Source organism: Knoellia locipacati, from assembly GCF_007992835.1.
Taxonomy (GTDB): Bacteria; Actinomycetota; Actinomycetes; order Actinomycetales; family Dermatophilaceae; genus Knoellia; species Knoellia locipacati.
On sequence record NZ_BKBA01000009.1, the window covers coordinates 38,649 to 62,401 of the forward strand.

Sequence of the window (23,753 nt, forward strand, 5' to 3'; positions counted from 1 at the left end):
TCGGGCAGGGGGCATCGCGGGAGCGCCGTTGGGTGTCCCGGGATGAAGGGGGTGGAGCGACGGGTTGGGTGGAGGGCCCGGTCAGGCGGAGTACTCCTCGTCGCTCACGTGGGTGAGCCAGGTGACCGGCTGGCCGTTCTCGTCGGCCTCCTGGATGGCGACGTGCGCCATGAACCGGTCGGCGGTGGCGCCGTGCCAGTGCTCCTCGCCCGGCGCGATGTGGACGACGTCGCCGGGACGGATCTCCTGCGGCGTGCCACCACGACTGGCCACCAGCCCGATGCCGTCGGTGACATAGAGGGTCTGACCCTTGGGGTGGGTGTGCCAAGCAGTGCGTGCGCCCGGGGCGAACCGGACGTGGGCGCACCCGATCGTGGACTGTTCGTCGGGAGTGCGTATGCCGTCGATGTGGACGGTGCCCGTGAACCAGTCCTCGGTTCCGCGGGCGGACGTGCCGCCGCTCGTGGTGACATGCATGGAGGGTCCTCTCGTGGGTTCGTGGGGTTCGAGGAGGTCGTGCGTCAGGGTGCGGAGTGGTCCCGTGGGTGGCCAAGCTCTGCGACGCGTCAGCGACGAGTCAGGCGACGCGTCAGTGCGAGGTGGAGCGCCTCAGACCGTCGGCGAGGGCCCGTGCCTCGCCCGCGAGTCGCTGGGCGAGGACGTCGTCACCCTGCTCGACCGCGTGCCAGTACCGGATCTTGAGGGCGACGTAGCGCTGCCTCAGCTCGAGCTGCTCGGCCTCGACGGTGAGGCGCTGCTGCTGCTCGGTGAGCAGGGCGACCTGCTCCTCGGCTGCGGAGGCACCCAGCGGCCCGTTGGCGACGTACTGCTTCATGTCGCCGATCGACATGCCGGTCGCCGCGAGGCAGGCCACCGACGTCAGCTGGTCGAGGTCGCTCTCGAGGTAGACGCGGTGCCCGCTGCTCTCGCCACGGGTGATGGGCGGGATGACGCCGATGCCCTCGTAGTAGCGCAGCGTGCTGGCGGACAGCCCGGTCAGGGCCGCCGCCTCGCGGATCGTGTACTCGTGCTGGGCGGTCTGCATGCTCACGTCAACGACGGTAGAAACTTCGAGCGCTCGAAGTCAAAGGGTCCATGGAGCGCGCCGAGAGCTCACGGAACCTCGATGGAGATGTTGGCGCGCTGGTTGCCCGGCGTGGCGGACATGGACGCCCAGAAGTCGGTGTTGCGCATCCACGGCTGGAGTCCCATGGGCAGGTCGCGACTGGGGATCTCGGGCAGCTCGGCCGCGGTGAAGTCGGCGCCGTAGGGGACGAGCGGCGTCGCGACGTCCGGGTGCTGGACGGTCGGGTGCAGGCTCTGCAGGGCGACGTTCCAGTTCTCGAGGAGCTCCTGTCGGGTGATCGGGCCTCCCGGCTTGTCGGCCGTCGGGTGCAGGGCCTTGTGGAAGCTCACCGTCGCGCTCACGCTCGCGCCGACCGGGGTCGCGGTGAAGGCCGTCCACGCGTTGAACGCCGGCGTCCCGAAGGTCACCACCGTCTCGATCTTGCCGGGCGCGAACGCCGCCTCCAGCCACGCGTTCCGGTAGGCGAGGACGTCGGGGTCGTTGAGGTGTGGCAGCGCCATGCTCTGGTTGAAGATGCCGTAGAGGAACGCGTTGATCATGAGATAGCTCTTGGTGTAGCCGAGCTTCTCGACGAAGCCCTGCACGCGCCGGCCCGCCTGGCCCGACAGGCACCGGCGGGTCACGGCCTCGGTCTGCGCCGGGTCCTGACCGATGGCCAGCAACCGCGCGCTCCCGTTGGCCCGGCCCCGGTAGAAGATCGGACCCCAGAGCGACCTGAAACCGTCGGTGCCCTTGAACACCGTGTCGTCCGGGTAGGTGCGGCACAACGTCCTGAAGGTGCCCGTGGGGCCGGTGTCGAACGCGTCAGTGATCATGGCGGACTCCGTCGAGGTCGAGGCCTCCAGTGGAGCGGAATCGCACGGCCGTGACAACCCTCCTGCGGTGCCATCACCCACACGGTCCCGAGCCGCCCGCAGCCCCTACTTGCCGGGAGCAAGGTCGACACGGACGTGGTCTGACGTGTCGCGGACGAGCACGACCGTGTCCCCGTTGCCCCTCTTCCAGCCCTTGGGGAGGAGGAACCACCGGTCGTGCGCGTAGACGAGCGGCCGGAGACCGTTGTAGAGGTAGATGGCACCGCCCTCGGCTGCCGGAAGGCGTTGCATCTGCACGCCCGTCCCCGGGATCGAGAGTTCCTGGACGGAGTAGACGACGGCTTGAGGCTGGAATGGCAGGGTGCTCTCGATGATGCGGGCGCGCTCGAGGCCACGGTCGTGGGCGAGATCCGTGACGCCCCAGAACACGGCGACGACGACGACGGCGAGCAGGATGCCTCGACGGATCTCCGCCCGAGCCGTGGCCAGCGTCGCCACCAGGGCGCTGAGCATGCCGGTGCGCAGTCCGAGCCACAACGAGTACTCGGCCAGCACTGCTGCCGCGGCCAAGGAGGCCGCACACAGCGCACCGCCCTTGCCGGTGTAGAGGCCCACGAGTCCCACCGCTGCGAGCACGATGCTGACCATGACCAGACCGCGGTGAATCGTTCGCGCGGTGCGCCGTGCCAGCGTCGGCGCCCTGACGTCCACGAGCTGATGCAGCACGAGGATCGACAGGGCGATCACGGCGATGATCGCCAGGGGCCGGAAGACCGTGTCGGTCGTCTGGATGAAGTAGTGGCTCGCAGGCAGGCCCAGCGCGCTCAGCGGGATGCCGAAGTACCCGTAGAAGCTGCGGGCGCTGACGTAGCCGAAGTAGTAGAAGATGCCAGTGAGGAGGCCGGTGGGGGCCACGAACCCCAGCAGCCGGCCGGCGGCCGAGGCTGTGCTGCGTGGCGGGCTGGCCGGACCCGGCGGCTGCTCCGCCATGGTCTAGGGGGCGACCGTGGCAGCCGGGGGCGGGGTGGGACCCGGACCCGCGGACGGCTTGAACGTCGCCGTCGGCCTGGGCGACTTGGTGGTGGATGGAGCCGTGGGGGAGGGCGTCACGGTGGGCTTGGGCTTCACGGTGGCGCCGCCTGTCGACGTGGTCGGTGTGGCCGTGTGCGTGGTCTTGGGCTTGGTGACGTGGACATCGTTGGTGACTTGTCGGGTCACGACGAGGAGAGGACACCGTGCCCGGGCCGTGCCGCAGAGTTGTCTGTCGGGGCTTCGGTCCTGGACCTGGACGGCGCGCAGGTCGGTGCCGGCCACGGTGGCGATGCGGACGCACCAGCGGTTCTGGGGTGTGCACGGAGGGAGGGTCTTGGGGATCACGCAGATGTCGTCCGTCCCGGGCACGCTGAGGCTGCCGTGGCACCTGTCACGGATCTTCTCCGCCTGGGCCCGGGTGAGTCCGGCGAAGACGTCGTCGGTGACCTTGATGACCGGGGTCTCGGTGCTGGTCGGAGTCGCGGGAGTGGACGTCGTCCCGCCGCTCCCAGGGGCGGTGACGGTGACGGCCGGGGTCGCACTTCCGCTGCCCGCGGACTCGGTGCCGGGCCCGGCGGTTCCGCAGGAGGCCATCGTCGCGATGAGGGCGACAGAGCACCAGAGTGCGCGTAGACCGTTCATGGCGCATCACCTCCAACGCGCCCACTCAGACTACTCCCGGGCCCCGTCGCAACCTGCGGAGTTGAGGCTTTTGCCGACGGTCAGGACGGCGTGTGCGCGTCGAGCACGTCGCGCCACGAGTGCTCTGGTGCGAAGCCGAGAAGGTCTCGTGCCTTGTCGATCGAGTAGAAGGTCTCGTCCCGGCCCATGGGCCGGGTCAGGGGAACGCCGTCGTAGAAGCGCTCACGGATCTCGTCCGTCGTGGCTGCGACCGACATGTCGCTGTTCGCGACGTTGAAGACCTCGTACCCGAGCCCGTCGACCTCGAGGCAGCGCTGCACCATCTGGCCGAGGTCGCGGGTGTCGATGTAGGCGAAGATGTTGCGGCGTCGCAACGCGGGATCGGCGAGGAAGGCGGGGAACAGCTCGGCGTACTCGTGCGGCTCGATGACGTTGTTGATCCTGAGCCCGTAGATGTCGGCTCCGGTGCGCGCGGCGAACGAGCGGGCGGTCACCTCGCCCGCGACCTTCGACATCGCGTAGGAGTCCTCGGGGACGGTCGGGTGCTCCTCGTCCACGGGGACGTATTCGGGCCGTCGCTCTCCCTGCGCGAAGCACACGCCGTACGTCGTCTCCGAGGAGGCGAAGACGACCTTGCGGATCCCGAGGGACGTGGCCGCCTCGAGCACGTTGTAGGTGCTGAGAACGTTGGTCGCGTAGGTCCGCGAGTCCGGCGCCTTGAGGATGGCGGGGATCGCTGCGAAGTGGACGACGGCGTCATAGCCCGGCTTGCTCTCGAGATCCAGCTCCGACATCCGCGCCAGCCCCGCCATCGCCGAGTAGGTCTCGCCCGCGTCGGTGAGGTCGACCGTGAGATCGGTGACCGACGGGTGCCCCAGCGGGACGAGGTCGGCGTTCGTGACGTCGTGGCCCTGGTCCGCGAGGTGGGCGACGACGTGCTTGCCGGCCTTGCCGCTGCCGCCGGTGAAGAAGATCCGCATGTGCCGATCCAACCACCGGTCGGTTCCTGTGCGGGCCTCAGGCGGTCGCGGTGGCCGACTCCGGCGCCTCGGTGTCCCGGTCGCGCTCGGGCCACATGATCGACGTGATGTCGCGGGCGAGGTCGGGGCCGAGGGCGCCCCACCCGGGCTCGTAGCCGTAGACCTCGCGCAGCGGCGTGCCGAGCCGGTTGCCGTCGAGGATCTCCACGGCGTCGGCGTCGATGAGACCGGGGTGGGGGACACCGCAGGCCTCGGACACCTTGAGCAGGTCCCGGCGCAGGGTCTGGAGGTAGTTCGCCAGCCGTACCGACTTGAGCGTCGGGTCGAGGCCGTGGGCGAGCCACGGGTCCTGCGTCGCCACGCCGGTCGGGCACCGATCGGTGTGGCACTTCTGGGACTGGATGCACCCGAGCGCGAACATCGGCTCGCGCGCGACGTTGACCATGTCGGCGCCGAGCGCGAAGGCCACGAGCGCGTTGTCAGGGAGCCCGAGCTTGCCGCTGCCGATGAACGCGACGTCGTCGGTGAGCCCGGCCCGCGCGAAGGTCGAGTAGACGCGGGCGAAGCCGACCCGGAAGGGGAGCGCGACGGTGTCGGTGAAGACGAGCGGCGCCGCGCCGGTGCCACCCTCGCCGCCGTCGACGGTGATGAAGTCGACGCCGCGCGACCGTCCGGACATCTGCTCGGCGAGGTCGCTCCAGAAGTCCTGCTCGCCGACCGCGGACTTGATGCCGACGGGCAGCCCGGTCTCCTGGGCGATGCGCTCGACCCAGTCGAGCATGCTGTCGACGTCGTCGAACTCGGCGTGGCGCGACGGGCTGGCGCAGTCCTGGCCCATCGGTATGCCGCGGATCCGGCTGATCTCCTCGGTGATCTTTGCGGCCGGCAGGAGCCCGCCGAGCCCGGGCTTGGCGCCCTGGCTCAGCTTGACCTCGATCGCCTTGACGGGCGCGGACTGGACGAGGTCCTTGAGCCGCGCGAGGTCGAACCGGCCCTGCTCGTCGCGGCAGCCGAAGTAGGCCGTGCCGATCTGGAAGATGAGGTCGCCGCCCTTGCGGTGGTGGTCGGACAGGCCGCCCTCGCCGGTGTTGTGGAGGGCGCCGGCCAGGGCGACGCCGCGGTTGAGCGACTCGATCGCGTTGCCGGACAGCGCGCCGAAGCTCATCGCCGACACGTTGACGACCGAACCCGGCCGGAAGGCGTGCGCCCGTCCGCGGGGCCCTCCGAGGACCTTGGCGGCCGGCAGGTCGACCGCGTCGTCGTGGCCGTGCGCGACCGAGGTAGAGGGCGCGGACGGTGCGAAGGTCCGGTGCTTGACGATGACGTAGCCCTCGAGGTTCTCCACGTCGTTGTCGGTGCCGAACCCGACGTAGTTGTTCTCCTTCTTGCTGCTCGCGTAGACCCACGAGCGCTGGTCGCGGGAGAACGGCCGCTCGGCGTCGTTGCTCGTGATGATGTACTGCCGCAGCTCCGGGCCGATCTTCTCGAGCCAGTAGCGGGCGTGGGCGATCACCGGGAAGTTGCGTCTGAGCGAGTGCTTCTTCTGGGTGAGGTCGCGAGCGGCGACCCCGGCCAGTCCGACGACAGCGGCTCCGATGATCGACTTCGCCTTCATGGCTCGCAGTCTGCCCCCAAACCGTGCGTGCGTCGGGGAAGGCGTTCACAGCAGCCGCACAGCCGGTGCATGGGCACGTACTGGGCGACGGCGGCAGAGTTCCCGGCATGAGCGAACGACAGACCCCCCAGCAGCCCCACCCGGACCACGACCGCGGCCTCGAGTTCGACGTCGCCACGCTCCTCGACCGCCGCCGCGCGCTCGGCCTCTTCGGCGGCGCCGGCCTGCTCGCCCTCGCGGGCTGCGCCACCGCCACGACCGGGTCGACCTCGACGCCGTCCGCCTCCGCCACGGCGAGTGCGTCGGCCAGCACGTCCTCGAGCGCGGGCGCGTCGACGGTGGGCACCGAGGTGCCCGACGAGACCGGGGGCCCCTACCCGGGCGACGGGAGCAACGGCGTCAACGTCCTCGACGACTCGGGGATCGTCCGCTCCGACATCACGAGCTCGTTCGGCACGTCGACGACGAAGGCGGAGGGGGTCCCGCTCACCGTGAACCTCACCGTGACCGACAGCGCGAACGGGTATGCCGCGATGTCGGGTGTCGCGGTGTACCTCTGGCACTGCGACCGGGACGGCAACTACTCGATGTACTCGCAGGGCGTCGAGAACGAGAACTACCTGCGCGGGGTGCAGCCGACCAACGGCGACGGGACGGCGACGTTCACGACGATCTTCCCGGCGGCATACTCCGGTCGGTGGCCGCACATCCACTTCGAGGTCTACCGGTCCACGGCCGAGGCGACGAGCAGCGGGCAGATCGTCAAGACGTCGCAGCTCGCCCTCCCGGAAGCGGCGTGCAGGACCGTCTACGCGACCGCCGGCTACGAGCAGAGCGTGCGCAACCTGTCGCAGACCTCGCTGACGTCCGACATGGTCTTCGGCGACGACGGGGGCATCCACCAGCTCGCGACGGTGACGGGTGACGCGACGAGCGGCTTCGTCGCCAACCTGACGATCGGGGTCTGACCGGACGCGGGCCGGTCGCGTGCACCTAGACTCCGGACCATGGCAGCCCCGCAGACCACCGAGAGCGACGACTCCGAGGTCATGACGTACCTCCTCGTCGACGGCGAGAACATCGACGCCACCCTCGGCACCTCGATCCTCGGCCGGCGGCCGCAGCCCGACGAGCGCCCCCGGTGGGACCGCCTCATCGCCTTCGCCAAGGAGGCGTGGTCGCAGGACGTCCGTGGCCTGTTCTTCCTCAACGCGTCGACGACGATGCCGATGTCGTTCATCCAGGCGCTCAACGCCTTGGGCTTCCAGCCGGTGCCGCTGTCCGGCGACGCGGACGTCAAGGTCGTCGACGTCGCCATCCAGCGCACGCTGCGGGCCATCAAGGACCGCGACGCCGACGTCATGCTCGTCAGCCACGACGGCGACTTCCTCGAGGAGGTCGAGGCGCTCCTCGAGGACGACGACCGTCGGGTCGGCCTCATGGCCTTCCGCGAGTTCCGCAACAGCGGGTTCACCGCCCTCGAGGCGCAGGGGCTCGAGAGCTTCGACCTCGAGTACGACGTCAAGGCGTTCACGTCCGCGCTGCCGCGCATCCGGGTCATCCCGATCGACGAGTTCGACCCGGCACAGTTCCTCTGAGCCCCGCCTGGGCCACCCAGCATTATCGGGTCACCCGATAAAGCTGGGCTCGACCCGAGGTGCCACCTCGGGTCGAGCGACACGAAGTCGGGTCGAGCAGCTGGTGGAGGGCCGCATCTGCACGGATTCGGGGCGTGGCCGTCCGACGGATAGACTTCCGGGCGATCTCCCGACACTCAATGGAAGCGACTGACACGTGGCATCGACGAACGACCTCAAGAATGGCCTCGTCCTCAACCTCGAAGGCCAGCTCTGGTCCGTCGTGGAGTTCCAGCACGTCAAGCCCGGCAAGGGCCCGGCCTTCGTGCGGACCAAGCTCAAGCACGTCCTCTCGGGCAAGGTCGTCGACAAGACCTTCAACGCCGGGACCAAGGTCGAGACGGCCAACGTCGACAAGCGCACGATGCAGTACCTCTACAACGACGGCACCGACTACGTCTTCATGGACGGTGACACGTTCGACCAGATCGCCGTGACGCCCGCGATCGTCGGCGACGCCGCCAAGTTCATGCTCGAGAACCAGGACGCGATCGTGGCCCGCCACGACGGCAACGTGCTCTTCATCGAGCTCCCCGCCTCGGTCGTCCTCGAGATCCAGTACACCGAGCCGGGCCTGCAGGGCGACCGCTCCACCGGTGGCACCAAGCCGGCGACCCTCGAGACCGGCGCCGAGATCGGCGTGCCGCTGTTCCTCAACACCGGCGACAAGGTCAAGGTGGACACCCGCGACGGGTCCTACCTCGGCCGCGTCAACTGATCGGCGGCTGCTCCCTCCATGGCAGCCCGCACCAAGTCACGTCGGCGCGCGATCGACATCCTCTTCGAGGCCGAGCAGCGTCAGCTCAACGCCGGTGAGCTCCTCAAGGAGCGTCTCGCGGCCCCGGTGACCGAGGTCCCGCTCAACGAGTTCACGGCCGACCTCGTCTCCGGCGTCGTCGACCACTGGAACGAGATCAACGACCTGCTCACGACGTACTCGCAGGGTTGGTCGCTCGAGCGCATGCCCGCCGTCGACCGGGCGATCCTGCGCATCGGCGCGTTCGAGGTCCTCTTCTCGGAGGTCCCCGAGGGCGTGGCGATCAGCGAAGCGGTCTCGCTCGCGACCGAGCTCTCGACCGACGACAGCCCGAAGTTCGTCAACGGTCTGCTCGCCCGCCTCGCCGAGGTCAAGCCGACCCTGGCCTGACGCGCTACGGCTGTCGGGGGCACCTTGCGCTGTCGGGTGCACCTGAGGCCCCGACGACGCAGGACGGCCCCGACAGCCGCACCCTCCCGGCCCCGACGACGCAGGATTGCCCCGACAACCCGGATCCGGCTGCGCACACCACCCCTGAGAGGATCTGGGGTCATGCGCAGACTCGTCTACTACGTCGCCACGACCCTCGACGGCTTCATCGCCGGGCCGGACGGCGGTGACCCCAGCGCCTCCGAGTTCTTCCCGGTGACACCGGATCTCGTCGAGTTCATCGTCGCCGAGTACCCCGAGACCCTGCCCGGTCCGGCCCGGGACGCCATGGGCATTTCCGGGGAGGGGACGCACTTCGACACCGTGATCGAGGGGCGCGGCTCCTATGAGCTGGGGCTCGCCGCGGGTCTCGCCGACGCCTACCCGCACCTGCGCCACCTCGTCGTGTCGACCACCCTCGCCGGCCGGGACGACGTGCCGGTCGAGGTCGTCACCGGCGACCCGGTCGAGCGGGTGCGCGAGCTCAAGGCCAAGGACGGCAAGGACATCTGGCTCGTGGGTGGCGGCACCCTCGCCCACGCCCTGCTGCCCGAGGTCGACCGGCTCGTGCTCAAGGTCAACCCCTCCGTCATCGGAGCCGGGATCCCGCTGTTCGCGGGGGAGTTCGCCCATGCCCGGTTCGAGCAGGTGGACCAGGTCGACCTCGCCGGCGGTGTCCGCGTGGTCACACTCGACCGGGTGCGATGAGCCGGGCCGACGAGCACCTCGACGCGTGGGAGGCGTGGAAGTCCTCGCCGTGGGGCCGGATCCGCTTCGCCCTCGTCGCTGACGCTCTCGACGAGGCCGTCGCCTCGCTGGGCGACCAGCCGCTGCGGATCCTCGACGTCGGCGGCGCCGACGGCTTCGAGACCCTCCCGTATGCCGTCCGCGGACACGCGCTCACCGTGGCCGACCCTGCCGAGGGCTTCCTCGACCGCGGCCGGGCCGAAGCCGAGCGTCTCGGTGTCGCCGACCGGGTCCGCTGGACCACCGCGGGACTGGACGAGCTCGCGGAGGTGGGCGAGACGGCATACGACGTCGTGGTCTGCCACTTCGTCCTGCAGTACCGCCCGGAGGGCGCCCTCGCTGCCGACCTCGCGACCCTGGCCGGGGTCACGAGGTCGGGCGGCGTCGTCTCGCTCGTCTGCCCCAACGACGCCGGTGCAGTGCTGCGGACGCTGACCCGGCAGGGTCCGGCGGCCGCGCGTGCCGAGCTCGGCCGGGTGACGCAGCGCAGCCACACCTTCGAGCACGAGTCACGCAAGCTCTCGCACGAGGACGTCGCGGCGGGGCTCGCCGCCGTCGGTCTCGTCGAGGAGTCGTGGCTGGGTGGCCGGGTGGCCAACGACCTCGTCGCCGACGACGATGCCAAGCACGACCCCACCTACTTCGAGGAGCTCCTCGGGCTCGAGCGCGAGCTCTGCCGACGCGACCCCTACCGCGGGGTGGGGGCGTTCTGGCAGCTCACCGCGCGGCGGACGTGACCGGCAGCCGGGCGCCGAAGACGACCTCGGGCCACGCGGCCCGCGCGAGCCAGGCCCGGTAGGCCTCGACGTCGGCATCCGGCGGCGGGAAGAGCGGGGCCCGCGTGGCGGAGGCGGCACAGGTGTCCGCGGTGTCGGGTGTCGTGAGCGTCTGCGGGTGCACGGTGCCTCCTTCGGCGGGCGAGTGGCGTCCGGCAAGTACATCACATGACGTTGGGTCAGGCATAGCACTGAGTTATGTGTTCCCGATCGGTGGACGCACCGGGGAGCCGGGTTGGGGAGCGGGAGGGGCACTCGCTACAGTGATCGCGACCGACCGACATCCTTTAACGACCTGTCCAGTGAGGCAGGGAAGGAGGTCTCGACACTCATGTGTCCTGACGCACCTGTGCCCACCCGCTCCTCGAGCGAGACCGACCCCGCGACCGACGACGGGAGGACGGTCCTCGGAGCGGCCGACATCTCCCGGGCGCTGCGTCGCATCGCCCACGAGATCCTCGAGGCCAACAAGGGCTCCGACGGTCTCGTGCTCCTCGGGATCCCCTCCCGCGGCGTCCCGCTCGCGCGCCGTCTCGCGGCGATCATCACTGAGTTCGAGGGCAGCGAGATCCCCGTCGGGAGCCTCGACATCACGATGTACCGCGACGACCTGCGCCGCCAGCCCACCCGTGCGCCGATGCCGACGCAGATCCCGGACTCCGGTGTCGACGGCAGGACGGTCGTCCTCGTCGACGACGTCCTCTACAGCGGCCGCACGGTGCGCGCCGCCCTCGACGCCCTCGCCGACCATGGGCGACCCGCCGCCGTGCGCCTCGCGGTCCTCGTCGACCGTGGCCACCGCGAGCTCCCGATCCGCGCCGACCACGTGGGCAAGAACCTCCCCACCGCCCAGACCGAGAAGGTCCGGGTCCGCCTCGCCGACTTCGACGAGGCCGACAGCGTGACGATCACCGGGGGTGCCCGATGAGTGCGACGACCTCCTCGACGACGCAGACGCGGATGCCGCGCCACCTCCTGTCGATGGCCGACCTCGACGCCGGCGCGATCCGCACCGTCCTCGACACCGCGGCCCAGATGCACGACGTCCAGAAGCGCGAGGTCAAGAAGATCCCGACCCTGCGCGGCCGGACGATCATCAACCTCTTCTTCGAGGACTCCACCCGCACCCGGAGCTCGTTCGAGATCGCCGGCAAGTGGATGAGCGCGGACACGATCAACATCACCGGCAAGGGCTCGGCGACGTCCAAGGGCGAGTCGCTACGCGACACCGTCCGGACCATCGACGCCATGGGGGTCGACGCGTTCGTCATCCGGCACGGCGCTTCCGGGGCCTGCCACCAGGTCGCCGGCTGGGTCGACGCCCACGTCATCAACGCCGGCGACGGCACGCACGAGCACCCGACCCAGGCCCTGCTCGACGCCTACACGATGGAGCGGCGGCTCGGGTCGCTCGAGGGGCGCCACGTCGCCATCGTCGGCGACCTCGCCCACTCGCGCGTCGTGCGGTCCAACCTCATCTCGCTGCAGCGGCTCGGTGCCCACGTGACGCTCGTCGCGCCGCCGACGCTCATGCCGAGCGGCATCGGCGCGTGGGCGGAGCGCGACGGCTTCGCGCTGAGCCACGACCTCGACGGCGTACTCCAGGGTCGCGAGGGCAAGGCCGTCGACGCGCTCATGATGCTGCGCGTGCAGAAGGAGCGGATGAGTGGTGGCTACTTCTCCACCGCCCGTGAGTACACCGTCGGCTACGGGCTCACGCGGCCCCGTCTGGCCGACCTCGTCGAGAGGAACCCCGAGATCGTCATCTGCCACCCCGGACCCATGAACCGCGGCCTCGAGATCAGCGCCGACGCGGCGGACGCCGCCCAGAGCCTCGTCCTCGACCAGGTGAGCGCCGGCGTGGCAGTGCGGATGAGCGTTCTCTACCACCTGCTTGCGGGCGAGGACACGCCCACGGTGGGCACCACGACAGAGGGGAGTGCGGCATGAGCGACCTGCTCATCACGGGGGCACGACTCCTCGGGGGCGAGGCCAAGGACGTCCTCGTCCGCGAGGGCACGATCGTCGAGGTCGGCACCGGCCTCGACGCGCCCGGCGACGTCGAGCGGCTCGAGGCCGACGGGCTGGCCCTGCTGCCCGGCTTCGTCGACCTCCACACGCACCTGCGCGAGCCTGGCCGCGAGGACGCCGAGACGATCGCCACGGGCGCGGCTGCGGCGGCGGCCGGTGGCTACACCGCCGTGCTCGCCATGGCCAACACCAGCCCGGTGACCGACACCGCCGAGGCGGCCGAGCGCGTCCTCGACCTCGGTCACGAGGCCGGGCTCGTCGACGTCCAGCCCATCGGCGCGGTCACCAAGGGTCTCGCCGGTGAGGAGCTCGCCGAGCTCGTCCTCATGCACCGCTCGCGCGCCCGGGTCCGTGTCTTCTCCGACGACGGCCGGTGCGTCTCCGACGCCCGGGTCATGCGACGGGCCCTCGAGTACGTCCGCGCCTTCGGCGGCGTCGTGAGCCAGCACAGCCAGGACCCCGACCTCGCCGGCCCGAGCGCCTGCTGCCACGAGGGTGAGCTGAGCGGCCGCCTCGGCCTGCCCGGGTGGCCCTCGGTCGCGGAGTCGAGCATCATCGCCCGCGACGCCCAGCTCGCCCGCCACACCGGCTCCCGCGTCCACGTCGCGCACGTGACGACCGCCGAGGGGGTCGAGGTCGTGCGGTGGGCCAAGGCGCAGGGCATCGACCTCACCGCCGAGGTCACGCCCCACCACCTCCTGCTCACCCAGGACCTGCTCAGCGGCTACGACCCGACGTTCAAGGTCAACCCGCCCCTGCGTCCCAGCGAGGACGTCGAGGCGCTGCGGGCGGCCCTGGCCGACGGCACGATCGACGCCGTCGCCACCGACCACGCACCGCACGCGCGGCACGACAAGGAGCACGCGTTCGTCGACGCCGCCTTCGGGATGCTCGGTCTCGAGACGGCGTTCGCCGTGGTCCACGACACGATGGTCCGCGGCGGCCGCCTCGACCTCGCGACGCTCGCCGACCGCATGTCGACCGCGCCGGCCCGCATCGCCGGGCTGTCCGGGCACGGCAGCGCGATCGAGGCGGGCGCGCCCGCCACCCTCGTCCTCGTCGACACCGAGGCGAGCCAGACCGTGGACGCCGCAGCGTCGAAGTCCCTGTCCCGCAACAATCCGTGGCACGGCATGAGCTTCACCGGTGCCGTCCACTCGACGATCCTGCGCGGCCGCGTCACGGCCTCGCTCCAGGGAGCCTCATGAGCAGCGCACTGCACACCCGCGAGCCCGCCGTGCTCGTCCTCGAGGACGGCCGCACCTTCACCGGCCAGGCCTACGGGCACCGCGGCGAGGCCGTCGGCGAGGCGGTGTTCTGCACCGCGATGACCGGCTACCAGGAGACGCTCACCGACCCGAGCTACCACCGCCAGGTCGTCGTCATGACCTCGCCGCACGTCGGCAACACCGGGTGGAACGACGAGGACGACGAGTCCTCCCGCATCTGGGTCTCCGGCTTCGTCGTCCGCGACCCGTCGCTGCGCCCCTCGAGCTGGCGCTCGCGCCGCACGCTCGAGGACGAGCTCGACGCACAGGGCGTCGTGGGCATCTGCGACATCGACACCCGCGCCCTGACCCGGCACCTGCGCGAACGCGGCGCGATGCGGGTGGGCATCTTCTCGGGCGACGACGCCCGTATGCCGTCCGACCAGCTCCTCGAGCGCGTCACCTCCGCGCCCCTCATGGAGGGCTCGGCCCTGGCCCAGGAGGTGAGCACCGACGCGACCTACGTCGTCGAGGCGGTGGGGGAGAGGCGGTTCACGGTGGCCGCGGTCGACCTCGGCATCAAGTCGATGACGCCCCACCAGATGGCCGAGCGCGGCATCGAGGTGCACGTCCTGCCCGCCAGCGCGACCGCCGACGACATCCGCGCCGTCCAGCCCGACGGCGTCTTCTTCAGCAACGGCCCCGGTGACCCGTCGACGGCCGACCACGAGGTCGGTGTGCTCCGCGAGGTGCTGAGTGCGTCGATCCCGTTCTTCGGCATCTGCTTCGGCAACCAGCTGCTCGGACGCGCGCTCGGCTTCGGCACCTACAAGCTCAAGTACGGCCACCGCGGCGTCAACCAGCCGGTCATGGACCGCACGACCGGCAAGGTCGAGGTGACCGCCCACAACCACGGCTTCGCCGTCGACGCACCGCTCGACGCCGACACCGACACGGACTTCGGCACCGCCCGCGTCTCGCACGTCTGCCTCAACGACGACGTCGTCGAGGGACTCGAGCTCCGCTCTGCCGCGGGCGACCTCACCGCCTTCTCGGTCCAGTACCACCCGGAGGCGGCAGCGGGACCGCACGACGCGGCATACCTGTTCGACCGCTTCATCGACCTCCTCACGGAGCGGCGAGGACAGCGCGAGGACACGAGCGAGGAACGAGCGAGGCCCGGAGCGCCGACGAGCGCGACAGAGGGAACAGTCAACCGGAAGGTAGGAGCGTAGTGCCGAAGCGCGACGACATCACGAGCGTCCTCGTCATCGGGTCCGGCCCGATCGTCATCGGCCAGGCCTGCGAGTTCGACTACTCCGGCACCCAGGCCTGCCGGGTGCTGCGCGAGGAGGGCGTGCGCGTCATCCTCGTCAACTCCAACCCGGCGACGATCATGACCGACCCCGAGTTCGCCGACGCGACCTACATCGAGCCGATCACCCCCGAGGTCGTCGAGAAGATCATCGACAAGGAGCGCCCCGACGCGGTGCTCGCGACCCTCGGTGGCCAGACGGCGCTCAACTGCGCCATCGCGCTGCACGAGGCGGGCGTCCTCGAGAAGTACGGCTGCCCGCTCATCGGCGCCAACGTCGAGGCCATCCAGCTCGGTGAGGACCGCCAGCTCTTCAAGGGCGTCGTCGAGCGCTGCGGCGCCGAGAGCGCACGCTCGGTCATCGCGCACACGATGGACGAGGTGCTCGCCGCCGCCGACGAGCTCGGCTACCCCCTCGTCGTCCGTCCCTCGTTCACCATGGGGGGGCTGGGCTCCGGTTTCGCCGACGACGAGGCCCAGCTGCGCCGCATGGCCGGCGCCGGCCTCCAGGCCAGCCCGACCACCGAGGTCCTCCTCGAGGAGTCGATCAAGGGCTGGAAGGAGTACGAGCTCGAGGTCATGCGCGACCACCGCGACAACGTCGTCGTCGTCTGCTCGATCGAGAACCTCGACCCGATGGGCGTCCACACCGGTGACTCGATCACCGTCGCGCCGGCCCTCACCCTCACCGACCGCGAGTACCAGCGGCTGCGCGACATCGGCATCGCCGTCATCCGCGAGGTCGGCGTCGACACCGGCGGCTGCAACATCCAGTTCGCGGTCAACCCGCGCGACGGCCGGATCATCGTCATCGAGATGAACCCGCGCGTCTCGCGCAGCTCGGCGCTCGCATCCAAGGCCACCGGCTTCCCGATCGCCAAGATCGCCGCCAAGATGGCGATCGGCTACACCCTCGACGAGGTCCCCAACGACATCACCCGCGAGACCCCGGCGAGCTTCGAGCCGAGTCTCGACTACGTCGTCGTCAAGGTGCCGCGCTTTGCGTTCGAGAAGTTCCCGGCCGCCGACGACACCCTCACGACGACGATGAAGTCGGTCGGCGAGGCCATGTCGATCGGCCGCAACTTCACCGAGGCGATGCAGAAGGCGCTTCGCTCGACCGAGCAGAAGGGCTCCTCGTTCCACTGGCGCGGCGAGACCCCGACCCGCGACGAGGCGCTCGAGCTGCTCGGCGTCGCCGCGCGTCCGACCGACGGCCGCATCGTCACCGTCCAGCAGGCCATGCGCGGCGGGGCCACCGTCGAGGAGACGCACGCTGCGACCGGCATCGACCCGTGGTTCCTCGACCAGATCGAGCTCATCAACGACATCGCCCGCGAGGTGGGGGAGTCGCCCGAGCTCACGCCCGACCTGCTGCGCCTGGCCAAGCGCCACGGGTTCAGCGACGCGCAGCTCAGCGAGATCCGTCGTATGCCGGAGGCCGTGGTCCGCGGTGTCCGTCACGCCCTCGGGGTGCGTCCGGTCTTCAAGACCGTGGACACCTGCGCGGCCGAGTTCGCCGCGCAGACGCCGTACCACTACAGCTCGTACGACGAGGAGAGCGAGGTGGCGCCGCGCGAGCGCGAGGCCGTCCTCATCCTCGGCTCGGGGCCCAACCGTATCGGCCAGGGCGTCGAGTTCGACTACTCGTGCGTGCACGCGAGCTTCGCGCTGCGTGACGCCGGCTACGACACGGTCATGGTCAACTGCAACCCCGAGACGGTCTCGACCGACTACGACACGTCGAGCCGGCTCTACTTCGAGCCGCTCACGCTCGAGGACGTGCTCGAGGTCTACCACGCCGAGAAGCAGGCGGGCCCGATCGCCGGTGTCATCGTCCAGCTCGGCGGGCAGACGCCGCTCGGCCTCGCCCGCGCGCTCAAGGCGGAGGGCGTGCCGATCGTCGGCACCTCGCCCGAGGCCATCGACCTCGCCGAGGACCGCGGCGCCTTCGGCCGCGTCCTCGCGGAGGCGAAGCTGCCCGCGCCCCAGCACGGGACGGCATACAGCGCCGCAGAGGCGGTCGAGGTCGCGAAGGGGATCGGCTACCCCGTCCTCGTGCGCCCCTCCTACGTCCTCGGCGGGCGCGGCATGGAGATCGTCTACGACGACGAGACGCTCGTGACCTACGTCGAGCGGGCCACGACGGCCTCGCCCGAGCACCCGGTCCTCGTGGACCGCTTCCTCGACGACGCGATCGAGATCGACGTCGACGTGCTCTACGACGGCACCGAGATGTACCTCGGCGGCGTCATGGAGCACATCGAGGAGGCGGGCATCCACTCCGGCGACTCGGCCTGCGCCCTGCCGCCGGCCACCCTCGGCAACGCCGAGATCGAGCTCGTCCGCGAGTCGGCCCGCAGGCTCGCCGAGGGCATCGGCGTCGTGGGGCTCATGAACGTCCAGTTCGCGCTCGCGCAGGACATCCTCTACGTCCTCGAGGCCAACCCACGAGCCTCGCGCACCGTGCCCTTCGTCGCCAAGGCGACCGGGGTGGCGCTGGCCAACGCCGCGAGCCGCATCATGCTCGGCGCCTCGATCGCCCAGCTGCGCGAGGAGGGCGTGCTGCCGCCCACCGGCGACGGTGGCACGCTGCCGCCGCACGCGCCGATCTCGGTCAAGGAGGCCGTCCTGCCGTTCTCGCGCTTCCGCACCGCCGACGGGACGATGGTCGACTCGCTCCTCGGACCGGAGATGCGCTCCACCGGTGAGGTCATGGGCATCGACTCCACGTTCGGGCGAGCCTTCGGCAAGAGCCAGCTCGCGGCATACGGAGGGCTGCCCGACAGCGGCACGGTGTTCGTCTCGGTCGCGAACCGCGACAAGCGCGCCATGCTCTTCCCGGTCAACCGGCTCGTCGACCTCGGCTTCACCGTCGTCGCGACCTCCGGGACGGCGGACGTGCTGCGCCGCAACGGGATCCCCGCCGAGGTCATCCGCAAGATCACCGAGCGCGAGGGTGACGCGCAGGCCAGTGACGCCCGCACGATCGGCCAGCTCATCCTCGACGGCGAGATCGCCATGGTCATCAACACCCCGACCGGCCAGAGCGCCCGCGCCGACGGCTACGCCATCCGCGCGGCCGCCAACACCGCCGACGTCCCGCTCATCACCACGGTGCAGGAGTTCGCGGCCGCCGTGCAGGCCATCGAGGCGCTGCGGCGCGGCGACCTCACGGTGACCTCGCTCCAGGAGCATGCCCGCAACCTCGACCTCATGCAGGTGGCCGGCCGATGAGCGCTGCGCGTCCCGAGGGTGCTGCCGCCCGTCCCGAGCGCGCCGCTCGCCCCGGCAGCGGTGTCGTGCAGGTGAGCGGTGAGGTCATCGCGACCCGCCGCGTCGGCGCCTACCACCACCTGACGATCGTCGCCCCCGGCGTGGCGGAGCTCGCTCGTCCCGGGCAGTTCGCCGCGCTCGCCGTCGGCGGCCCGACGACGGGCAACCTGCTGCGCCGGTCCTTCTCGATCCACAAGGTCAGCCCGTCCGGCACCTACGGCGGCACGCTCGACCTCGTCATCGCCGCCAAGGGTCCGGGCACCGAGTGGCTCACCGCCCTGCGTGCGCACGACACCGTCGACGTCGTCGCGCCGCTGGGCCGGCCGTTCCCGCTGCCGACCGAGCCGGTCGCGACCGTCCTCGTGGGTGGTGGCTACGGCTCGGCGCCGCTGTTCTGGCTCGCCGACGTCCTGCGCGAGCGGGGCTGCAGCGTCGAGATGGTGCTCGGCGCCGCCTCCGAGGACCGGCTCTTCGGCGTCGTCGAGGCCCGACGTGCGGCCGACGGCGTCACGGTGACGACCGACGACGGCTCGGCCGGCCACAAGGGCTGGGTCAGCGACGTCCTGCCCGAGGTGTTCCGGCGCACGGGTGCTCCGGTGGCCTACGCCTGCGGTCCGATGGGGATGCTCCAGTCGGTGACCCGGGTCGCCGCCGATCACGGCGCCGTCGCGCAGGTCGCCGTCGAGGAGTCGATGGCCTGCGGTGTCGGGGTCTGCATGACCTGTGTCATGCCGGTGCGCGACAAGGCCGGGGTGACCAAGATGGTGCGCTCCTGTGTCGAGGGCCCGGTCTTCCGTGGCGACCGCATCCGGTGGGAGGCCTTCCACGACGGTGTCTGCGGGGTCCCCGAGGACACGGTCGGTGCGCCGAGGGTGGGAGGTCACTGATGGCGGTCGACATGTCCGTGACGTTCACCGGACGCACCCTGCCCAACCCGGTGATGACGGCCTCCGGCTGCGCCGCGAACGGTCGTGAGCTCCACCGCTTCTTCGACGTCTCGCACCTCGGGGCGTTCGTCACCAAGACGGTGATGATGGACCCGCGCTCGGGTCGGGGCACGCCGCGCATGGCCGAGACGGCCTCCGGGATGCTCAACTCGATCGGGCTCCAGGGCCCCGGCATCCACGCGTTCGTCGAGAACGACCTGCCGTGGCTCAAGTCGGTCGGCGCCCGGGTGCTCGTCTCCATCGCCGGCAACACCGCGGGGGAGTTCGCCGACGTGGCGAAGGTGCTCGTCGACAGCGACGCGTTCGACTGCGTCGTCGGCGTCGAGGTCAACATCTCGTGCCCCAACGTCGCCAACCGCGGGCTGGTCTTCGCCTGCGACCCGCTGGCCTCGGGCAAGGTCATCGCGCTCGTGCGCGAGCAGCTGCCGCGCGACGTGCCGATGTTCGCCAAGCTCACGCCCGACGTCACCGACATCGTCTCGATCGCCGACGCCGCGGTGAAGTCCGGAGCCACCGGCCTCACGATGATCAACACCCTCCTCGGGATGGTCATCGACACCGACCGTTTGCGACCGCACCTCGGTGGCATCACCGGTGGGCTGTCCGGCCCCTCGATCCGCCCGGTCGCCGTCCGGGCGCTCTGGCAGGTCACGGCGGCCATGCGGGACGGCCGCTTCCAGACGGTGCCGCTCATCGGCGTCGGGGGAGTGCGCACCGGGCGCGACGCCCTCGAGCTCATCGCCGCGGGCGCCACCGGCATCCAGGTGGGCACCGCGACCTTCAACGACCCGACCGCACCGCAGCGCGTCCTCACCGAGCTCGAGGCGCTCGCCGAGTCCCACGGCGTCGCCCGCATCACCGAGCTCGTCGGCGTCGCGCACGACAGGATGGTGATCCCGTGAGCACGACCCCGACGTTCGGGCAGCGGCTGCGCGCCGCCACCGCCCAGCACGGTCCGCTGTGCGCCGGTATCGACCCGCACCGCGCCCTCGTGGAGTCCTGGGGGCTGACCTACGACCTCGACGGCCTCCGGGCCTTCACGCGGGCGTGCGTCGAGGCGTTCGCCGGCCATGTCGCGATCGTCAAGCCCCAGTCGGCCTTCTTCGAGGTCTTCGGGTCGCCGGGGATCGCCGTGCTCGAAGACGCGATCCGCGACCTGCGCTCCTCGGGCACGCTCGTCCTGCTCGACGCCAAGCGTGGCGACATCGGCTCGACGATGGCGGCCTATGCCGAGGCCTACCTCGGCGAGTCGGCCGTCTCGCCCGTCGACGCCCTCACGGCCAGTCCCTACCTCGGGTTCGAGTCGCTGCGACCCGCGCTCGACACCGCCGCCGCCAACGGGCGCGGGCTCTTCGTCCTCGCGCTGACCTCCAACCCCGAGGGCGCCTCGGTGCAGCACGCGCGCGGGACGCAGTCGAGCGTCGCCGGGTCGATCGTGCAGGGTGCGGCCGACGAGAACGCCACGGCGGCCACCGCCGGCGACCTCGGCAGCACCGGGCTCGTCGTCGGCGCCACCGTCGGCTCGGCGGTCCAGGACCTGGGTCTCGACCTGGCCTCGGTCAACGGGCCGCTGCTCGCGCCCGGCGTGGGGGCGCAGGGCGGCACGGCCGAAGACCTCCGTCGCGTCTTCGGAGACGCCCTGGGCAACGTGCTGCCGGCGAGCAGCCGCGAGGTGCTCGCCGCCGGCCCGGGCGTCACCGCCCTGCGGGACCGCGCGGGCCGGACCAACGAGGCCATGGCGTCACTGCTGTCGTGACCCGTATTCGGCAGGGCACGCAGGCCGAGCGGGTCAACCACGAATCACCGGTCGGGCCCGCGCATCGCGTCCGTGGTTAAATCGCTCGAAGGCGTTGAGAAGCAGCGTCGTCACCACTTGGAGGACATCCGTCATGGCACTCCCGCCGCTGACACCGGAGCAACGCTCTGCCGCGCTGGAGAAGGCAGCTGAGGCTCGCCGCGAACGGGCGTCCGTCAAGAACCGCCTCAAGTACGCACAGGGTGACCTCGGCGAGGTCATCTCCGAAGGGAAGTCGAACGACGTGATCGGCAAGATGCGCGTGTCAGCGCTGCTCGAGTCGATGCCCGGCGTCGGTCGCGTCAAGGCCAAGGCCCTCATGGAGGAGATCGGCATCAGCGAGAGCCGTCGCGTCCGCGGGCTGGGCCAGAACCAGATCTCCGCGCTCCTCACCCGCTTCTCCAAGGCGTGAGCGCACGCTCCAGGCTCACCGTGCTCGCCGGGCCCACCGCCGTGGGCAAGGGGACCGTCGCCGCCCACGTGCGTGAGCACCACCCCGACGTCTGGCTGTCGGTCTCCGCGACGACGCGCAAGCCCCGCCCCACCGAGGTCGACGGGGTGCACTACCACTTCGTGAGCAACGAGGAGTTCGGCCGCATGGTCGACCACGACGAGCTCCTCGAGTTCGCCACGGTCCACGGCCGCGCCCAGTACGGCACGCCGCGCGGTCCGGTCGAGGCCGCTCTGGCGGAGGGTCGTCCCGCCCTGCTCGAGATCGACCTGCAGGGAGCGCGCCAGGTGCGCGAGACCATGCCGGACGCACTCTTCGTCTTCCTCGCCCCGCCGAGCTGGGACGAGCTCGTCCGCCGGCTCGTCGGTCGTGGCACCGAGACCGAGGAGGAGCGCGAGGTCCGGCTCACCACCGCTCGGGCCGAGCTGGCCGCCGCCGAGGAGTTCGACGTCACCATCGTCAACGACGACGTTCGGCGGGCCGCCGACGAACTCGTATCATTGATGCGAACCCCCACCCCGACGAAACGAGACTGATTCCGTGTCAGGCACCAAGGCCAACCCCATCGGCATCACCAACCCGCCGATCGACGAGCTCCTCACGCACGCCGACTCCAAGTACTCCCTCGTCCTCTACTCGGCCAAGCGCGCGCGCCAGATCAACGCCTACTACGCGCAGCTGCAGGAGGGCCTCCTCGAGCACGTCGGCCCCCTCGTCGACTCCGAGGTCCACGAGAAGCCGCTGAGCATCGCCCTGCGCGAGATCAACGGCAACATGCTCACCGCAGAGAAGATCGAGGACTGAGCCCACCGTGCGCGTCGTCCTCGGTGTGGCGGGCGGCATCGCGGCATACAAGGCCTGTTCGCTGCTGCGCCTCCTCTCCGAGGCGGGTCACGACGTCACGGTCGTGCCGACGGCCGCGGCGCTGAAATTCGTCGGTGCTCCCACTTGGGCCGCCCTGTCGGGCAAGCCGGTGAGCACCGACGTCTGGACCGACGTCCACGAGGTGCCCCACGTGCGGCTCGGCCAGGGGGCCGACCTCGTCGTCGTCGCCCCGGCCACCGCCGACCTGCTGGCCAAGGCGGCGACCGGGCAGGCCGACGACCTGCTCACCAACGTACTCCTCACCGCCCGGTGCCCCGTCGTCCTGGCACCCGCAATGCACACCGAGATGTGGGACCACCCGGCCACGCAGGCCAACGTCAGCACGCTCACCGAGCGCGGTGTCCACGTCGTCCCGCCCGCGAGCGGTCGGCTCACCGGCAAGGACACCGGTCCCGGCAGGCTTCCCGAGCCCGAGGACCTGTATGCCGTGTGCGAGCGTGAGCTCGCCCGCTCCGCTGCCGCCCGCACCTCCACCGCCTTTGCGTCTGCGGATGCGGCGGCTAGAGGCGCCACAACCGCAGACGTTGCGGGAGGGGGGCGTCGAGGCGACCTCACCGGCCGTCGCGTCGTCGTCAGCGCCGGGGGCACCCGTGAGCCGATCGACCCCGTGAGGTTCCTCGGCAACCGCAGCTCGGGCAAGCAGGGGCTCGCCCTCGCGGCTGCCGCTGCCGCCCGTGGCGCCCAGGTCACGCTCGTGACGTCCACCCCCGCCGACCTGGCCGGCGTCGACGTCGTGACCATCGAGACCGCGCTCCAGCTCCGTGACGCCGTCGTCGCCGCGACCGCCGAGGCCGACGTCGTCGTCATGGCCGCCGCCGTCGCCGACTTCCGCCCGTCGACCTACGTCGGCACCAAGATCAAGAAGTCGCACGACACCGGCGCCGACGGGTCCGCGGACGAGTCCGCCCCGAGCATCACGCTCGTGCGCAACCCCGACATCCTCGCCGAGCTCGTGACGAGCCGCGGGGCGGCGAGCAGCCCGGTCATCGTCGGGTTCGCCGCCGAGACCGGCGACGAGTCCGGGTCCGTCCTCGACCACGGCCGCGCCAAGCTCGAGCGCAAGGGCTGCGACGTGCTCGTCGTCAACGAGGTGGGCGAGCACAAGACGTTCGGCGCCGACGACAACACCGTCACCATCCTGCGCCGCGGCAGCGACGAGAGCACCGAGGTCGGACCGGCGAGCAAGGCCGCCGTCTCCGACGCGGTCTGGGACGTCGTCACCACCCTGCTCTGAGCCCGCCCCGGGTCCCTGACCCCCCGGCTCCGGTGCGCAACTCACCAATTCCTCCCCTCTGTCACGCAATCGGTGGTGACGGAGGGGAGGAATT

At 70.8% G+C, this 23,753-nt stretch carries 26 protein-coding genes; 18 read left to right on the forward strand and 8 right to left on the reverse strand.

Annotated elements, in window-relative coordinates; genetic code table 11:
* Positions 1 to 81 precede the first annotated feature (81 nt).
* The 7 genes from KLO01_RS11735 to KLO01_RS11765 form a co-directional block, all read right to left on the reverse strand.
* Entirely contained in the window at positions 82 to 477 is a 396-nt protein-coding gene (locus KLO01_RS11735) for a (R)-mandelonitrile lyase (RefSeq protein ID WP_147065354.1), read from the reverse strand.
* A gap of 112 nt (positions 478 to 589) precedes the next feature.
* Positions 590 to 1,045, reverse strand: a complete 456-nt coding sequence (locus KLO01_RS11740) for a MerR family transcriptional regulator (protein ID WP_222611983.1) — start codon at positions 1,043 to 1,045, stop codon at positions 590 to 592.
* A 68-nt stretch (positions 1,046 to 1,113) separates the two neighbouring features.
* A complete protein-coding gene (locus KLO01_RS11745; protein ID WP_147065358.1) occupies positions 1,114 to 1,902 on the reverse strand; it encodes a uracil-DNA glycosylase family protein in 789 nt (262 codons plus the stop codon).
* A 105-nt stretch (positions 1,903 to 2,007) separates the two neighbouring features.
* On the reverse strand, positions 2,008 to 2,892 hold the full coding sequence (locus KLO01_RS11750) for a hypothetical protein (RefSeq protein ID WP_147065360.1): 885 nt from the start codon (positions 2,890 to 2,892) through the stop codon (positions 2,008 to 2,010).
* A gap of 3 nt (positions 2,893 to 2,895) precedes the next feature.
* Positions 2,896 to 3,576 carry a hypothetical protein gene (locus KLO01_RS11755; protein WP_147065361.1) on the reverse strand — a complete coding sequence of 227 codons (681 nt, stop codon included), beginning with the start codon at positions 3,574 to 3,576 and terminating at the stop codon, positions 2,896 to 2,898.
* A gap of 80 nt (positions 3,577 to 3,656) precedes the next feature.
* Positions 3,657 to 4,556, reverse strand: a complete 900-nt coding sequence (locus KLO01_RS11760) for an NAD-dependent epimerase/dehydratase family protein (protein ID WP_147065363.1) — start codon at positions 4,554 to 4,556, stop codon at positions 3,657 to 3,659.
* A gap of 37 nt (positions 4,557 to 4,593) precedes the next feature.
* Entirely contained in the window at positions 4,594 to 6,171 is a 1,578-nt protein-coding gene (locus KLO01_RS11765) for an FMN-binding glutamate synthase family protein (protein ID WP_147065365.1), read from the reverse strand.
* A 107-nt stretch (positions 6,172 to 6,278) separates the two neighbouring features.
* Between KLO01_RS11765 and KLO01_RS11770 the strand changes: the two genes are divergently transcribed.
* The 6 genes from KLO01_RS11770 to KLO01_RS11795 all read left to right on the forward strand — a co-directional run bounded on the left by KLO01_RS11770 (position 6,279) and on the right by KLO01_RS11795 (position 10,478).
* Positions 6,279 to 7,139 carry an intradiol ring-cleavage dioxygenase gene (locus KLO01_RS11770; protein WP_147065367.1) on the forward strand — a complete coding sequence of 287 codons (861 nt, stop codon included), beginning with the start codon at positions 6,279 to 6,281 and terminating at the stop codon, positions 7,137 to 7,139.
* A gap of 39 nt (positions 7,140 to 7,178) precedes the next feature.
* Positions 7,179 to 7,769 carry an NYN domain-containing protein gene (locus tag KLO01_RS11775; protein ID WP_147065369.1) on the forward strand — a complete coding sequence of 197 codons (591 nt, stop codon included), beginning with the start codon at positions 7,179 to 7,181 and terminating at the stop codon, positions 7,767 to 7,769.
* 196 nt (positions 7,770 to 7,965) lie between these two features.
* Positions 7,966 to 8,526: an elongation factor P gene (efp, locus tag KLO01_RS11780; RefSeq protein WP_147065371.1), complete on the forward strand. Its 561-nt coding sequence runs from the start codon at positions 7,966 to 7,968 to the stop codon at positions 8,524 to 8,526.
* An 18-nt stretch (positions 8,527 to 8,544) separates the two neighbouring features.
* Positions 8,545 to 8,955, forward strand: a complete 411-nt coding sequence (gene nusB, locus KLO01_RS11785) for a transcription antitermination factor NusB (protein ID WP_147065373.1) — start codon at positions 8,545 to 8,547, stop codon at positions 8,953 to 8,955.
* Between the two features lie 162 nt (positions 8,956 to 9,117).
* Positions 9,118 to 9,702: a dihydrofolate reductase family protein gene (locus KLO01_RS11790; protein ID WP_147065375.1), complete on the forward strand. Its 585-nt coding sequence runs from the start codon at positions 9,118 to 9,120 to the stop codon at positions 9,700 to 9,702.
* Positions 9,699 to 10,478: a methyltransferase domain-containing protein gene (locus tag KLO01_RS11795; protein WP_147065377.1), complete on the forward strand. Its 780-nt coding sequence runs from the start codon at positions 9,699 to 9,701 to the stop codon at positions 10,476 to 10,478. The genes KLO01_RS11790 and KLO01_RS11795 overlap by 4 nt, the downstream gene beginning before the upstream one ends.
* Here KLO01_RS11795 and KLO01_RS11800 read toward each other — a convergent pair.
* Positions 10,459 to 10,641: a hypothetical protein gene (locus KLO01_RS11800; protein WP_147065379.1), complete on the reverse strand. Its 183-nt coding sequence runs from the start codon at positions 10,639 to 10,641 to the stop codon at positions 10,459 to 10,461. The genes KLO01_RS11795 and KLO01_RS11800 overlap by 20 nt on opposite strands.
* 207 nt (positions 10,642 to 10,848) lie before the next feature.
* Here KLO01_RS11800 and pyrR point away from each other — a divergent pair, with 207 nt between their 5' ends.
* The 12 genes from pyrR (at position 10,849) to KLO01_RS11860 (ending at position 23,659) form a co-directional block, all read left to right on the forward strand.
* Positions 10,849 to 11,445, forward strand: coding sequence for a bifunctional pyr operon transcriptional regulator/uracil phosphoribosyltransferase PyrR (pyrR, locus tag KLO01_RS11805; protein ID WP_147065381.1), 597 nt, complete (start codon positions 10,849 to 10,851; stop codon positions 11,443 to 11,445).
* Between the two features lie 32 nt (positions 11,446 to 11,477).
* Positions 11,478 to 12,467 carry an aspartate carbamoyltransferase catalytic subunit gene (locus KLO01_RS11810; RefSeq protein WP_147066060.1) on the forward strand — a complete coding sequence of 330 codons (990 nt, stop codon included), beginning with the start codon at positions 11,478 to 11,480 and terminating at the stop codon, positions 12,465 to 12,467.
* Entirely contained in the window at positions 12,464 to 13,756 is a 1,293-nt protein-coding gene (locus tag KLO01_RS11815; protein ID WP_147065382.1) for a dihydroorotase, read from the forward strand. Before KLO01_RS11810 ends, KLO01_RS11815 begins: the two co-directional genes overlap by 4 nt.
* Positions 13,753 to 14,991: a glutamine-hydrolyzing carbamoyl-phosphate synthase small subunit gene (carA, locus tag KLO01_RS11820; RefSeq protein WP_147065384.1), complete on the forward strand. Its 1,239-nt coding sequence runs from the start codon at positions 13,753 to 13,755 to the stop codon at positions 14,989 to 14,991. Before KLO01_RS11815 ends, carA begins: the two co-directional genes overlap by 4 nt.
* Positions 14,991 to 18,308: a carbamoyl-phosphate synthase large subunit gene (gene carB, locus KLO01_RS11825; protein ID WP_147065386.1), complete on the forward strand. Its 3,318-nt coding sequence runs from the start codon at positions 14,991 to 14,993 to the stop codon at positions 18,306 to 18,308. Before carA ends, carB begins: the two co-directional genes overlap by 1 nt.
* Positions 18,305 to 19,234 carry a dihydroorotate dehydrogenase electron transfer subunit gene (locus KLO01_RS11830; protein ID WP_246136178.1) on the forward strand — a complete coding sequence of 310 codons (930 nt, stop codon included), beginning with the start codon at positions 18,305 to 18,307 and terminating at the stop codon, positions 19,232 to 19,234. The genes carB and KLO01_RS11830 overlap by 4 nt, the downstream gene beginning before the upstream one ends.
* Complete coding sequence (locus KLO01_RS11835) at positions 19,234 to 20,196, forward strand: dihydroorotate dehydrogenase (protein WP_147065388.1); 963 nt, start codon at positions 19,234 to 19,236, stop codon at positions 20,194 to 20,196. Before KLO01_RS11830 ends, KLO01_RS11835 begins: the two co-directional genes overlap by 1 nt.
* The gene (pyrF, locus tag KLO01_RS11840) at positions 20,193 to 21,050 is read left to right on the forward strand and encodes an orotidine-5'-phosphate decarboxylase (protein WP_147065390.1); all 858 of its coding nucleotides are present in this window, start codon (positions 20,193 to 20,195) and stop codon (positions 21,048 to 21,050) included. Before KLO01_RS11835 ends, pyrF begins: the two co-directional genes overlap by 4 nt.
* Positions 21,051 to 21,183: 133 nt before the next feature.
* Positions 21,184 to 21,501, forward strand: coding sequence for an integration host factor, actinobacterial type (gene mihF / locus KLO01_RS11845; protein ID WP_147065392.1), 318 nt, complete (start codon positions 21,184 to 21,186; stop codon positions 21,499 to 21,501).
* Positions 21,498 to 22,076, forward strand: a complete 579-nt coding sequence (gene gmk, locus KLO01_RS11850; RefSeq protein ID WP_147065394.1) for a guanylate kinase — start codon at positions 21,498 to 21,500, stop codon at positions 22,074 to 22,076. Before mihF ends, gmk begins: the two co-directional genes overlap by 4 nt.
* 4 nt (positions 22,077 to 22,080) lie before the next feature.
* Positions 22,081 to 22,344, forward strand: coding sequence for a DNA-directed RNA polymerase subunit omega (gene rpoZ / locus KLO01_RS11855; protein WP_147065396.1), 264 nt, complete (start codon positions 22,081 to 22,083; stop codon positions 22,342 to 22,344).
* A 7-nt stretch (positions 22,345 to 22,351) separates the two neighbouring features.
* A complete protein-coding gene (locus KLO01_RS11860) occupies positions 22,352 to 23,659 on the forward strand; it encodes a bifunctional phosphopantothenoylcysteine decarboxylase/phosphopantothenate synthase (protein WP_147065398.1) in 1,308 nt (435 codons plus the stop codon).
* Positions 23,660 to 23,753 lie beyond the last annotated feature (94 nt).